We start from the raw sequence: 13,085 nt of genomic DNA, 5'->3' as shown, positions 1-13,085 counted from the left end.
CCCCCGCGCCGGGCCCCGCCCCGGCCCCCCACCGCTGGACCACCGCGCCGCCGCCGGCGTGCCGAACCGACCCAGGAGCCCGCACCGTGATCGAGCCCCAGTCCCTGCCCGTCCCCGACCTGGAGACGCCCAGCCTCGCGCCGTGGCAGGACCCCTCCCGCCCGCTGCCGGCCCGGGTCCGTGCCCTGATGGAGGAGATGACCCTCGAGGAGAAGGTCGCCCAGCTCTACGGCGTCTGGACGGCGATCTCCGAAGGCGAGGAGGTGGCGCCGAACCAGCACGAGTTCTCCGAGCCGCTCCCGCCCTGGGAGGAGCTCACCCGGCCCGGGCTCGGTCAGCTGACCCGGGTGTTCGGCACCGGTCCCGTCGAACCGGCGACCGGCGCCAAGGTGCTCGCCCAGACCCAGCGCGGCATCGTCGACGGCTCCCGGCTGGGCATCCCGGCGATCGCCCACGAGGAGTGCCTGACCGGCTTCACCGCCTGGGGGGCCACGGTCTTCCCGACCCCGCTGGCCTGGGGCGCCTCCTTCGACGCCGCCACGGTGGAGGCCATGTCGGCCGGGATCGGCGACCTCATGCGCTCCGTCGGTGTCCACCAGGGCCTCTCCCCCGTCCTGGACGTGAGCTTCGACCACCGCTGGGGGCGCACCGAGGAGACCATCGGCGAGGACCCGTACCTGGTCGCCGTCCTCGGCTCGGCCTACACCCGCGGGCTGGAGAGCACGGGCATCGTCGCCACGCTCAAGCACTTCGCGGGCTACTCGGCCTCCGGCGCCGGCCGCAACCACGCGCCGGTGACGATGGGCCCGCGGGAGTTCGCCGACGTCGTCCTCCCGCCGTTCGAGACGGCGCTGCGCGAGGGGGGTGCCCGCTCGGTGATGAACTCCTACGCCGCGGTCGACGGCGTGCCCGCCGGTGCGGACCCCGCCCTGCTCACCGACCTGCTGCGCGACCAGCTCGGCTTCGACGGCGTCGTCGTCGCCGACTACTTCGCCGTGTCCATGCTGGAGACCACCCAGGGCGTCGCCGGCTCCCCGGCCGAGGCCGCGGCGCTGGCGCTCACCGCCGGCATCGACGTGGAGCTGCCCACGGTCCGCTGCTACGGCGAGCCGCTGCTGGACCTCGTGCGCACCGGCGCGCTGTCGATGGAGGTCATCGACCGGGCGCTGGAGCGGGTGCTGCTGCAGAAGGGCCAGCTGGGCCTCCTGGACGCCGGCTGGGACCCCGAGCCGTCGGCGCTGCGGGACGGCGGCGAGATCGACTTCGACCCGCCGCACATGCGCGCCCTCGCCCGCACGCTGGCCGAGCGCTCGGTGGTGCTGCTGGCCGACCGGGCCCAGGTGCTGCCGCTGCAGAGCCCGGCGTCGGTCGCCGTGGTCGGCCCGTGCGCCGACGACGTGCTGGCGCTGATGGGCTGCTACGCGTTCCCCAACCACGTCGGGGTCGCCCACCCGGACATGCCGCTGGGCATCGACCTGCCGACCCTGCTGGACCAGGTACGGGCCGAGTTCCCCACCGCCGAGGTGACCTCCGCGCTGGGCTGCCCGGTCCAGGAGCCCGACACCAGCGGCATCGCCGAGGCGGTCCGGGCGGCCGAGGGCGCCGACGTCTGTCTCGCGGTGCTCGGGGACCGGGCCGGCCTGTTCGGCCGGGGCACCTCCGGTGAGGGCTGCGACGCCGACGACCTGCGGCTGCCCGGCTCCCAGGCCCAGCTGCTGGAGGCACTGCTCGACACCGGGAAGCCGGTCGTGGTGGTGCTGCTGACCGGGCGCCCGTACGCACTCGGCGACGTCGTCGACCGGGCCGCCGCGATCGTGCAGGCGTTCTTCCCCGGGGAGGAGGGCGCCGGCGCGGTCGCCGGCGTGCTCAGCGGGCGGGTCAACCCCTCCGGCCGGCTGCCGGTCCAGGTGGCGCGCACCCCGGGCGGGTCACCGGCGACCTACCTGCACGCCGCGCTGGGGGCGAAGAGCGGCATCAGCGCCGCGGACCCGACGCCGTGCTTCCCCTTCGGGCACGGGCTGTCCTACACCAGCTTCGACTGGTCGCAGCTGGAGGTGGACGGCGCCGAGCCCGGCGAGGCGCCCGGCGCCTGGCCGACCGACGGCGAGGTGACCGTCTCCTGCACGGTGCGCAACACCGGCGAGCGGGCCGGCGCGGACGTCGTCCAGCTGTACCTGCACGACCCGGTGGCCTCGGTGACCCGCCCGGTGCGCCAGCTGGTCGGCTTCGCCCGGGTGGAGCTGGCGGCCGGTGCCGCTGCGCGGGTCACCTTCACCGTGCACGCCGACCGGGCGTCCTTCACCGGCCGCGACCTGCGCCGGGTCGTGGAGAGCGGGGACGTCGTCCTGCAGCTGGGCGCCTCGAGCGAGGACCTGCGCCTGGCGGCCCGGCTGCAGCTCACCGGGCCCGACCGGGTCGTCGGCGCCGACCGGGTGCTGACCACCCCGGTGGAGATCACGCAGCTGTAGCCGCCGGCACGACAGCGGCCGCCGACCCGAGTGGGTCGGCGGCCGCTGTCGTCTGGTCGGCCCTCCTGCAGGGGCCCGCCGCGAGCCTGCGAGCGGTGGGGGGCAGGAGGGCCCTTCGTCAGAGACCGACGAGCTCGTGCAGGGCGCCGACCTCGGTGCGGGTGAGCTTGCGGATCGTGCCGCTGCGCATCCGGGCCAGCTCGATCGGGCCGATGGCGGTACGGGTCAGCCGGTTGACCGGAAGGCCGACCTCGTCCAGCAGCCGGCGCACGACGTGCTTGCGGCCCTCGTGCAGCACGACCTCCACGACCGACTGCCCGGCGTGGGTGTCCACGACCTGGAACGAGTCGACCACGACGGGGCCGTCCTCCAGCTCCACGCCCTTGCGCAGTCGGCGGGTCACGTCCCGGGACACCGAGCCGCTGACCTGCGCGAGGTAGGTCTTCTTCACCTCGTAGGAGGGGTGCGCCAGCCGGTGGGCCAGCTCGCCGTCGGTGGTGAGCAGCAGCAGGCCCTCGGTGTCCTGGTCCAGCCGCCCGACGTGCACCAGCCCGGTGGCCAGGTCGCCCATCATGTCGCCGACGGTGGGCCGCCCGCGGTCGTCGCTCATCGAGGTGATGACGCCGAAGGGCTTGTTCATCGCGTAGGTGACCTTGTCGTTGCGGATGTCGATCCGCCGGCCGTCGACGGCGATGACGACGGAGTCCGGGTCGACCCGCTTGCCCTGGACCCGGACGACCTGGCCGTCCACCGAGATCCGGCCCTGGTCGATCATGTCCTCGCACACCCGGCGGGAGCCGACCCCGGCCCGGGCGAGGACCTTCTGCAGCCGCTCGCCCTGGGCGTCGTCGTCGGGCTCGGTCGGCCCGGCGTCTCGGGGGTGCGCCGGGGCGAGCTCCATGTCCTCGGACCAGCCCTCGCCGCCGGAGGTGGTGGGCGTGTCGTCTGCAGTCGTGTCCATCCCCACCAGTCTCCCACCTGGCCAGTGCCCGCATGACCACACGGCCCGGCACCGGTTCCTGGCAGGGCGTCGGGGTACTCAGGCGTCGGGGTGTTCAGGCGTCGGGGTGCTCGTCCACCATCGCGCCGGTGTCCGGCAGCAGCGGGGCGAGCTCGGGCAGCTCGTCCAGCCCGGTCAGCCCCAGGCGCTCGAGGAACAGCGGCGTCGTCACGTACAGGCCGCCGCCGGAGTCCGGGTCGGAACCGGCTTCCCGGATGAGCCCGCGGGAGACCAGCGTGCGGACGACGGCGTCCACCCCCACCCCGCGGATCGCCGACACCCGGGCCCGGGTCACCGGCTGCCGGTAGGCGATGACGGCGAGGGTCTCCAGCGCCGCCTGGGTGAGCCGGCTGCGCTGGCCCTCCAGCAGGTGCCGCTCCACGACCGGGGCGTGCTCGTCCCGGGTGTAGAGCCGCCAGCCCTCCCCCACCCGGCGCAGCGTGACACCGGCCCGCCGGCCGTCGTAGTCGGCGGCAAGCGCGGTCAGCTCCGCCCGCACCCGGGTGACCGGGCAGCGCACCGCCGCGGCCAGGGACCCCTCGTCGATCGGGGAGTCGACGACGAACAGCAGCGCCTCCAGCCCGCCGCGCAGCGCAGCCGCGTCCAGCTCCCCGTCCACCGGTGCGTCGACGGCGGGTGCCACGGCCTCCTCGACCGGGGCCTCCGGCTCCGGGACCACCTCCAGCTCGACCGGGGGCGCTGCCGGTGCCCGGCCCAGTGGAGCCGGGTCGGGATCGGCGTCAGGGGCGACGACGGGGTCGGCGAGGGGGTCGGCGACGTCGGTGTCCGGCGGACCGGTCGGGGTGCCGAGGTCGGCGGCCAGCTGGGCGGCCACCTGCCCCCAGCCGGCGGCGAGTGCCTCCTCGTCGTGCTCCTCGAGGGTCGCGGCGAGCTCGGCGGCGACGGCGTCCCAGGAGAACGGCGCCGGCGGCGCCTGCTCCGTGGCTGCGGCCTCGTCCGGCTGGACCTCGTCCGGCTGGACCTCCTCCGGCTGGTCGCTCATCCGTACTCCTCCAGGTCTTCGGCGGTGTCCGCGTCGATCTCGTCCGGAAGCCGGCCGCCCACCAGCTCCGGCCCGGTCCAGCGCACGTGCAGCTCCCCCAGCGGCGCGACCTGGTCGAAGGTCACCAGCTGCTGGCGGTACAGCTCCAGCAGCGCCAGGAACCGGGCGACGACCTCCAGGGTGTGCGCGCAGTCGCTGCTCAGCGCCCGGAACGTCGCCGTCCCCGCGGTGGCGATCCGGCTGCGGACCAGCAGCAGCTGCTCGGTGACGCTGACCGCGGGTGCGTGCAGGTGGGAGACGCTCACGGTCGGGGGTGGCTTGGGCACCAGCGCCTCGTGCGCGATGGCGGCGAACTGCTCGGGGGTGACGCCCAGCAGCACCTCGGGCAGCAGGTCGGCGAAGCGCTGCTCCAGGTCGGCGTTGCGGGGGAAGCGGCGGGCCGCCTCGGCCTCCCGGCCGCGGAGGAACTCCGCCGCCCGCTTGTAGGCCCGGTACTGCAGCAGCCGGGCGAACAGCAGGTCCCGGGCCTCCAGGACGGCGAGGTCGTCCTCGTCCTCCACGTCGGCGGCCGGCAGCAGCCGGGCGGCCTTGAGGTCGAGCAGGGTGGCGGCGACGACGAGGAACTCACTGGCCTGGTCGAGGTCGAGTTCGTCGCCGAGGGCTCGCAGGTGGGCGATGAACTCGTCGCTGACGGTGGACAGCGCGATCTCGGTGACGTCGAGCTTGTGCTTGCCGATCAGCTGGAGCAGCAGGTCGAACGGGCCCTCGAAGTTGGTCAGCCGGACGGTGAACCGCCCGTCGCCGGCCTCCCCCGTCGTCACCCGGCCAGCCTACGGCCGCGTCCGGGCGTTTGATCATCGGCGATCGGCTGCCCGGCACGCCGGGCGGGGCAGCCACTCCCCGTTGATCGACGGCGCCGTCCTTCAGTGCTTGCGGAGGCGGCGGACGAGGACGGAGTTCTCGCCGTGCACCTCGAGGTCGTCCAGCAGGACGGCGATCGCCTCCCGGACGATGCGGCCACGGTCGGTGGCCACGCCGTGCTGGCCGCGCAGGGTCAGTCGAGCGGTCTCCAGCGCGAGCAGCTCGTCGGCCGAGCAGTAGACGGTGATCTTCTCCTCGTGCCGGGTGCGCCCCTTCTCGACGCGCGCCCGGGTCTGCTGCGGCCGGAGCGGCGCGGCCGCCGGCATCGTGGCGCGGTGCGAGGCCAGCTCGTCGACCACGATGCGGGGCGCGCCGCCGGCCACGTCGGGCACCAGCGCCAGCGGTGCGGGCTCGGCGGGGTGGCCGTCGTCGCCCCGCGAGCCGTTGGAGCGCAGTGCGGGCGAGGACTGGGTGGCGGCGAGCGTCGTCAGCTCGGTGACCGGCGCCGGCTGCGCCGCCGCCGACGTGTCGGTCATCCGGAACAGCTCGGAGGCACCGGGGAGCACGGGCCTGCGCGTCACAGGGCGAGCACCTCCTTGGCGAGGTCGCGGTACGCCGCAGCGCCGGAGGACGTGGGGGCCCACTGGGTGATCGGCTGACCGGCGACGGTGGTCTCCGGGAAGCGGACCGTGCGGGAGATGACGGTCTGGAAGACGGTGTCGCCGAAGGCCTCGACGACCCGGCTGAAGACCTCCCGGCAGTGCACGGTCCGGGTGTCGTACATGGTGGCGAGGATCCCGGAGATCTCCAGGGACGGGTTGAGCCGCTCCTTGACCTTGTCGATCGTGTCGACGAGCAGGGCCACACCGCGGAGGGAGAAGAACTCGCACTCCAGCGGGATGATGACGCCCTGCGCGGCGGTGAGCGCGTTGACGGTCAGCAGCCCGAGGGAGGGCTGGCAGTCGATGAGCACGTAGTCGTAGTCCTGGCGCACCCCGGCGAGCACCCGCATCAGGGTCTGCTCGCGGGCGACCTCGCTGACCAGCTGCACCTCGGCGGCGGACAGGTCGATGTTGCTGGGCACCAGGTCCAGCCCGGGGATGCCGGTGGCGACGCGGACGTCGGCCAGCGTGGTCGCCGGCTCCATCAGCGCGTTGTAGATGGTGCGGTCCAGCCCCTGGGCCGGGACGCCGAGCCCCACCGACAGGGCGCCCTGCGGGTCCAGGTCGACCAGCAGCACCCGCCGGCCCTGCTCGACCAGCGCGGCACCGAGGTTGATGGTCGACGTCGTCTTGCCCACGCCGCCCTTCTGGTTGCACATGGCGATGATCTGCGCCGGCCCGTGGGAGGTGATCGGCTTGGGGTCGGGCAGCTTCCGCTGCCGGGCCTTGGCAGGGTCGACGCGGCTCGTCGGGATGCCCATCTCGGCGTCGCCCGCCGGGGCCCCTCCGCGCGGGAGCGCGACGGCGGAGGCCGCCGCCTCGGCTCGTCTCGACGACATCGCTTCTGCCTCTTCCCTGGACTGTTCGGACCGCGGCTCCCGGTCGGGGCACGGCGGGGAACGCGCACTGCCGGCAGGGGGAAGTCGCCGGTCCGTTCTCCCACCCCTCTTCTCGGCAGGCCCGTCGCCGACCGTGACCACCCAGGGCAACTTGTCGACAAGTGGTCGCTGAGCCGCCCTCACCGGGCCGCGGCCTGCCGGCGAGATCGGGCTGAGGGCTGCCTCCGCGGGCACGAGACAGCCCTCGGCCCGATCTCGCCGCCGCAGCGACGGGGGTGGGGTCAGCGCAGCGCGCGGGGGTGGCTGGTGGCGTAGACCTCGCGCAGCCGCTCGACGGTGACCAGCGTGTAGACCTGCGTCGTCGTCACCGAGGCGTGCCCGAGCAGCTCCTGCACGACCCGGACGTCGGCGCCGCCGTCGAGCAGGTGGGTGGCGAAGGAGTGCCGCAGCGTGTGCGGGGAGAGCTCCGCGGAGATCCCGGCCCGCTCGGCGGCGTCCCGCAGGATCGACCAGGCGCTCTGCCGGGACAGCGGCCCACCGCGGGCGTTGAGGAACAGCGCTCCCCCGCGGACGCCGGACCGGCCCTTCTCCGCCAGCGCCGGGCGGGCCCGCACCAGGTAGTCCTGCACCGCCGTGACCGCGTAGCTGCCGACCGGGACGACGCGCTCCTTGCCGCCCTTGCCGGCCAGCCGCACCGCCGCGGACGACAGGTCGAGGTCGTCGACGGCCAGCCCGACCGCCTCGGAGATCCGGGCGCCGGTGCCGTAGAGCAGCTCCAGCAGCGCCCGGTCGCGCAGCCCCCGGGGCCCCTCGACCGACGCCGCCGCGCTCAGCAGCGCCTCGACGTCGGTCACCGGGATCGCCTTGGGCAGCCGCCGGGCCGGGGCGGGTGGGCGCACCTCCGCGGCGACGTCGTCGCTGACCAGCCCGTCGAGCAGGGCGAACCGGTGCAGCCCACGGACGGCGACCACCGCCCGCGCTGCCGAGGTCGCCGACAGCGGCGGGTGGTCGTCGTCGCCGGTGCGGAGGGCGACCAGGAACGCGGTGACGTCGGACTCCCCCACCTCGCCCAGCCCGCGCACCCCGCCGGCGGCGAGGAACTCCGCGTACCGGCGCAGGTCGCGGCGGTAGGACGCGATGGTGTTGGGGGCCAGCCCGCGCTCGACGGTCAGGTGGTCGAGGTAGCCGGTGACCGTGCGCTCGACGGCGGGGCCCGCACTCGTGGCGACCGTCAGGACAGCACCTCCTGCCACGGCACGCTGGGCAGCGCATGGGCGTCGGCGACGCCGGCGTGCACCAGCTGCCCGCCGGCGACGTTCGCCCCGCGGGCCAGCACCGGGTCGGCGGCCAGCGCGGCCGCCGTCCCGGAGTTCGCCAGCGCCAGCACGTACGGCAGCGTGACGTTGGTCAGCGCGTAGGTGGAGGTGTTCGGCACCGCGCCGGGCATGTTGGCCACGCAGTAGAAGACCGAGTCGTGGACGGCGAAGGTCGGGTCGTCGTGCGTGGTCGGCCGGGAGTCGGCGAAGCAGCCGCCCTGGTCGACGGCGATGTCGACCAGCACCGAGCCGGGCTTCATCCGGGAGACCAGCTCGTTGCTGACCAGGGTGGGCGCCTTGGCGCCGGGCACCAGGACGGCGCCGATCACCAGGTCGGCCTCCAGCACCGCCCGCTCGACCTCCAGGGCGTTCGAGGCGACGGTCTGCAGGTGCCCGCGGTACAACCGGTCGGCGGCACGCAGCTTCTCCAGGTCCCGGTCGAGCACGGTGACCTGGGCCTGCATGCCGAGCGCGATCGTGGCCGCGTTCATCCCGGACACCCCGGCGCCCAGGACGACGACCTTCGCCGCGTGCACGCCGGACACGCCGCCGAGCAGCACGCCACGGCCACCGGAGGCTCGCTCCAGCGTGTGTGCCCCCACCTGCGGGGCCATCCGGCCGGCGACCTCGGACATCGGGGCCAGCAGCGGCAGCGCACCGCCCTCGGTCTGCACCGTCTCGTAGGCGATCGCCGTGGTGCCCGCGGCCAGCAGCGCGTCGGTGCACTCCCGAGAGGCGGCCAGGTGCAGGTAGGTGAAGAGGGTCTGGTCGGCGCGCATCCGGCCGAACTCCTCGGCGATCGGCTCCTTGACCTTCAGCAGCAGGTCGGCGGCGGCCCAGACGTCGTCGGCGGTGGACAGGATCTTCGCGCCGGCGGCGGTGAAGTCGGCATCGGGGATGGACGAGCCGACCCCGGCGTCGGCCTCGACGAGCACCTCGTGCCCGGCGGCGACCAGCTCGGTCACCCCGGACGGGGTGAGCGCGACCCGGTACTCGTGGTTCTTGACCTCTCGGACGACTCCGACCCGCATCTGCACTGACTCCCGGTCTCGGCAGCCGGCCACCGGGGTGTCGGTGGTGCCACCGCGTCTGGGCGGCCCGGTCGGGGCCCACCTCGGCCGGAGTGTAGGCACGGACGGCGCCCCCGGTGTGTCAGCGGCCACGTCCGGCCGGTCGCCGGGTCACCCGACCCGGTCGTCGTACGCCGCCCGCTGGGCGAGCACCTCGTCCATGTGCAGCTGGGCCCAGGCCTTGAGCCCGCGGATCGTCTCGTAGAGCGAGAGGCCGAGATCGGTCAGCTCGTAGGAGACGGTGACCGGCACGGTCGGCGTCACGGAGCGGGTGAGCAGTCCGTCCCGCTCCAGGGAGCGCAGCGTCTGGGTGAGCATCTTCTGGCTGACGCCGGCCAGCTGGCGGGAGAGCTCGGAGTACCGCATGGCCCGGGGCTCACCGCTGCACGGGCCGCCGTCGGCGAACGGGCCGCCGGTGCCGAGCGCGGCCAGGACGAGCGTCACCCACTTGTCGGAGATCCGGTCGAGCAGCTGGCGGCTCGGACAGCCCGCCAGGAACGCGTCGTAGTCCGCCTTGCTCCGGGCCTTCTGCTGGGCCGCCGTCATCGTCGTCACGAGCTGTTCCCCTTCCCCCTGGGTGCCCTACGCACTTCCAGGTGCCTGCTTCCCGTCAGAGAGCGCGACGACCACCCTGCTCGGTGGAGCCGTTCGGCACCACCCCCCTCACCCAGGAGGCAGGACATGAGCACGCTCTCCCCCACGCTCCCCGGCGGCAGCTGGACCCTGGGCGACCTGACCGTCAGCCGGTTCGGCTACGGCGCCATGCAGCTCGCCGGCCCCTGGGTCATGGGCCCGCCGGCCGACCACGACGGCGCCCTCGCCGTCCTCCGTGCGGCGGTCGACCTCGGCATCACCCACATCGACACCAGTGGTGCCTACGGGCCGCAGGTCACCAACCAGCTGATCCGCGAGGCCCTGCACCCCTACCCCGAGCAGCTGCACGTCGCGACCAAGGTCGGCGCGACCCGCGACGCCCAGGGCGGCTGGCCGACGGCCCGGGAGCCCGCGGACGTCCGCCGCCAGGTGCACGGGGACCTGGAGACCCTCGGCCTGGAGGTGCTCGACCTGGTCAACCTCCGGCTCGGGAACGCCGCGGGCCCGCAGCCCGGCTCGCTCGCGGCGGCGTTCGAGACGCTGGTCGAGCTGCAGCAGCAGGGGCTGGTCCGGCACCTGGGCGTGAGCAACGCGACGGCGGAGCAGGTGGCCGAGGCCCGGTCGATCGCGCCCATCGTGTGCGTGCAGAACATGTACAACCTCGCCGCCCGCACCGACGACGAGCTGATCGACGCCCTGGCCGCCGACGGCATCGCCTACGTGCCGTTCTTCCCGCTCGGCGGCTTCACCCCGCTCCAGTCCTCGGCGCTCTCGGCCGTCGCGACCCGGCTGGACGCGACGCCGATGTCGGTGGCGCTGGCCTGGTTGCTGCAGCGGTCGCCGAACGTCCTGCTGATCCCCGGCACCTCGTCGACGGTGCACCTGCGGGAGAACCTCGCCGGCGCGGGGCTCCAGCTCTCCGCCGAGGACCTGGCCGAGCTGGACGCGATCGGCCGCTGACCGGAGGAGCCGGTCAGGCGTCAGCCGGACTCCGCCGCACCCCGTACCGGACGCAGACGAACTCGCCGTTGCGTACGCACTCCCGCACCTCCAGCTCGACCCGGCGCGGCAGCAACGGCGCTCCGCTGCCCAGGGTCACCGGGGCGATGGCGACCACCACCTCGTCCAGCAGACCGCGGTCGGCGAACTGGCCGGCCAGGTCCCCGCCCCCGACGACCCAGACGTCCCTGCCGCGCGCCGCCTCGACCATCGCCGCGTGCACCCGGGCCGGGTCGTCGGCGGTGAACCGGAGGTCGGCCCCGGGCGGTGGGGTGAGGTCGCGGTGGGTGAACACCCAGGCGGGCTGCTCCGGCAGCCAGTCGGGGTCGTGCTCCCGGACCCAGAGGTAGGTGGTCGCCCCCATGGCCACGGCGCCGATCCCGGTGATGAAGCCGTCGTACCCCATCGGCCCGTCGGCGTCGTTCTCCCGGCTGAGCAGCCAGTCCAGCGAGTGGTCGACGGTGGCGATGAACCCGTCGAGGGAGGTGGCCGTGTAGTAGACGGTGCGGGTCATGCGTTCCTCCTGCTCAGCCAGTCGATCGGGTCGCCGGCGTCCACCTCGACGCCGGCCGCGCGGAACCAGTGCCGGGCCAGCTGCCGGCGGTGCGCGGAGAAGGTGAGCACGTGGGCGACCACGCTGCCCACCACGAAGGTCTCCGGCGGCTCGCAGAGCGCGTCGACCAGCCGGTCGCCCCAGGCACCACGCCGGGACACCTGCCGCACGAAGGCCAGCCACCGGGGGGCGGCGCGGTCGTGCCGGGCCAGAAGCGTGGCGGGGTCGTCGACTCCGTGCGCCGGGGAGTCGGCGCCCTCGACCGCGGCGAGCCAGACCTCCGTGGCCCACACCAGGTGGTCCAGCACGGCGGCCAGCGACTCCTCCGGACCGTCCCAGCGCAACACCTCGAGACCGGGCGCGCGGGACCGCCGGTACTCGTCCTCGGGCAGGCCCTTCGCGAGGTCGAGCAGCGCGCGGGTGTCCTCCAGGGCGTGGTGCACCAGCAGCGCGGTGACCTCGTCGCCACCGCGGGGCCCCTGCTCGCCGGTCACCCACAGCGAGGTGGGCGGGTGGAAGTGGACGCCGTTGGGCGCGGGGAGCCAGTGACCGTCACGGGTGCGCGCGGAGCACGACTGTCCCGGGGAACGGCCGTAGGCCCGGCGGAACGCCCGGCTGAACCCCTCCACGGACTCGTACCCGGCCGCGAACGCCACCTCGGTCACGCTCGCCCCGCCGGCCAGCTGCCAGGCCGCACGCTCCAGCTCCACCCGCCGGCGCAGCGCGACCGGCGACTCCCCCGCTCCCCGGGCCACCTGCCGGCTGAAGTGCCAGGGCGAGGCGAACGCGTCCCCGGCCATCTCGCCGAGCGTGTGGTTGTCCTCGTCCAGCACGGCGTCCAGCAGCTCGCGGAGCCGGTCGCGCCCGGTGGGCACCTGGTCCGACGTCATGGATCGAGTCTGTCCGCCGCCGCGGCGATCGCGCCCGACCGTTCTTGCTCGGATCGCCGTCCTGGCCGCGGTGACGCACCATCCCGGGACCCACTGCGCCACGAACGACCCGGAGCTGCCCGATGCGCCTGTACGCCGACCGTCCTGAGCACCGCACCCGGCAGCTGGCCGCCGACCTGGGGCTGGTGGCCTGGGCGGTGCTGTGGGTGCTGGTCGCCCGGGCGGTGCACGGTGCGGTGCTGGTGCTGGCCGAGCCGGGCCTGGCGGTGGCCGACCTCGGCCGGTCGATCTCGGACTCGATGGGGACGGCGGCCGGCGTCGCCGACGGGGTGCCCGTGGTCGGCGACGAGCTCGCGGCCCCCTTCGGCGCGCTCAGCGAGGCCGGGGGCTCGGTGACCGGTGCCGGGCAGGACGCCTCGGACGCCGTGCACACCCTGGCCACCGTGCTCGCCGTCGTCCTGGTGCTGCTGCCGGTGGGCTGGCTGCTGCTGCGCTGGCTGCCCTGGCGGCTGGGCTGGCTGCGCGAGGCCCGGGCGACCGACCGGCTGCTCGACGGGGTCCCGGACCTCGAGCTGCTTGCCGCCCGGGCGATGGCCACCGCGCCGCTCCCGCAGCTGGCCCGCCTGCCGGCCGGCACCGGGGCCGGCTGGCGGGCGGGCGACCCGGCCGCGCTGCACGCGCTGGCCGGGCTGGAGCTCGAACGACTCGGTCTCCGTTCGCCCGCCCCGCCCGTCAGCTGACGGAGCCTTTTCAGTCCGCTCCTCGGTCGCTGGCGCTCCCTGCGATGCTCCCGGCGTCAGCTGACGGAGCCTTCTCGGTCCGCTCCTCGG

The 13,085-nt window shown here is 74.8% G+C and carries 13 protein-coding genes; 3 read left to right on the top strand and 10 right to left on the bottom strand.

The window, feature by feature from the left end; all coding sequences use genetic code 11:
- Positions 1-86 precede the first annotated feature (86 nt).
- Entirely contained in the window at positions 87-2,468 is a 2,382-nt protein-coding gene (locus tag O2W53_RS17040) for a glycoside hydrolase family 3 N-terminal domain-containing protein (RefSeq protein WP_269164248.1), read from the top strand.
- Positions 2,469-2,586: 118 nt separating this feature from the next.
- Here O2W53_RS17040 and O2W53_RS17035 read toward each other — a convergent pair whose 3' ends face one another.
- The 8 genes from O2W53_RS17035 to O2W53_RS17000 all read right to left on the bottom strand — a co-directional run bounded on the left by O2W53_RS17035 (position 2,587) and on the right by O2W53_RS17000 (position 9,765).
- The gene (locus tag O2W53_RS17035) at positions 2,587-3,429 is read right to left on the bottom strand and encodes a pseudouridine synthase (protein WP_269164247.1); all 843 of its coding nucleotides are present in this window, start codon (positions 3,427-3,429) and stop codon (positions 2,587-2,589) included.
- Positions 3,430-3,523: 94 nt separating this feature from the next.
- Positions 3,524-4,471 carry an SMC-Scp complex subunit ScpB gene (gene scpB / locus O2W53_RS17030; RefSeq protein ID WP_269164246.1) on the bottom strand — a complete coding sequence of 316 codons (948 nt, stop codon included), beginning with the start codon at positions 4,469-4,471 and terminating at the stop codon, positions 3,524-3,526.
- Positions 4,468-5,292 (bottom strand): segregation and condensation protein A, encoded by an 825-nt coding sequence (locus O2W53_RS17025; protein ID WP_269164245.1) that lies wholly within the window; start codon positions 5,290-5,292, stop codon positions 4,468-4,470. Before O2W53_RS17025 ends, scpB begins: the two co-directional genes overlap by 4 nt.
- Positions 5,293-5,394: 102 nt before the next feature.
- Positions 5,395-5,913, bottom strand: coding sequence for a hypothetical protein (locus O2W53_RS17020; protein ID WP_269164244.1), 519 nt, complete (start codon positions 5,911-5,913; stop codon positions 5,395-5,397).
- Positions 5,910-6,833: a ParA family protein gene (locus O2W53_RS17015; protein ID WP_269164243.1), complete on the bottom strand. Its 924-nt coding sequence runs from the start codon at positions 6,831-6,833 to the stop codon at positions 5,910-5,912. Before O2W53_RS17015 ends, O2W53_RS17020 begins: the two co-directional genes overlap by 4 nt.
- Positions 6,834-7,114: 281 nt before the next feature.
- A complete protein-coding gene (gene xerD, locus O2W53_RS17010) occupies positions 7,115-8,086 on the bottom strand; it encodes a site-specific tyrosine recombinase XerD (RefSeq protein WP_269164242.1) in 972 nt (323 codons plus the stop codon).
- Positions 8,065-9,180, bottom strand: a complete 1,116-nt coding sequence (ald, locus tag O2W53_RS17005; RefSeq protein WP_269164241.1) for an alanine dehydrogenase — start codon at positions 9,178-9,180, stop codon at positions 8,065-8,067. The genes xerD and ald overlap by 22 nt, the downstream gene beginning before the upstream one ends.
- A gap of 150 nt (positions 9,181-9,330) precedes the next feature.
- Positions 9,331-9,765, bottom strand: coding sequence for a winged helix-turn-helix transcriptional regulator (locus tag O2W53_RS17000; protein WP_269164499.1), 435 nt, complete (start codon positions 9,763-9,765; stop codon positions 9,331-9,333).
- Between the two features lie 135 nt (positions 9,766-9,900).
- Here O2W53_RS17000 and O2W53_RS16995 point away from each other — a divergent pair, with 135 nt between their 5' ends.
- Positions 9,901-10,773, top strand: a complete 873-nt coding sequence (locus O2W53_RS16995; protein ID WP_269164240.1) for an aldo/keto reductase family oxidoreductase — start codon at positions 9,901-9,903, stop codon at positions 10,771-10,773.
- 13 nt (positions 10,774-10,786) lie between these two features.
- On the opposite strand, the gene O2W53_RS16990 is transcribed toward O2W53_RS16995, so the two are convergent.
- A complete protein-coding gene (locus O2W53_RS16990) occupies positions 10,787-11,326 on the bottom strand; it encodes a dihydrofolate reductase family protein (RefSeq protein ID WP_269164239.1) in 540 nt (179 codons plus the stop codon).
- Positions 11,323-12,255 (bottom strand): helix-turn-helix domain-containing protein, encoded by a 933-nt coding sequence (locus O2W53_RS16985; protein WP_269164238.1) that lies wholly within the window; start codon positions 12,253-12,255, stop codon positions 11,323-11,325. Before O2W53_RS16985 ends, O2W53_RS16990 begins: the two co-directional genes overlap by 4 nt.
- Positions 12,256-12,377: 122 nt before the next feature.
- Between O2W53_RS16985 and O2W53_RS16980 the strand changes: the two genes are divergently transcribed.
- Positions 12,378-12,995, top strand: a complete 618-nt coding sequence (locus tag O2W53_RS16980) for a hypothetical protein (RefSeq protein WP_269164237.1) — start codon at positions 12,378-12,380, stop codon at positions 12,993-12,995.
- The last annotated feature ends 90 nt before the right edge of the window (positions 12,996-13,085 follow it).

It is taken from the genome of Modestobacter sp. VKM Ac-2978 (genome assembly GCF_026968025.1).
In the GTDB taxonomy this organism is placed as follows: Bacteria; Actinomycetota; Actinomycetes; order Mycobacteriales; family Geodermatophilaceae; genus Modestobacter.
Note: the sequence above shows the minus strand (reverse complement) of the source record. Positions and strands in the feature narration are given on the sequence as shown.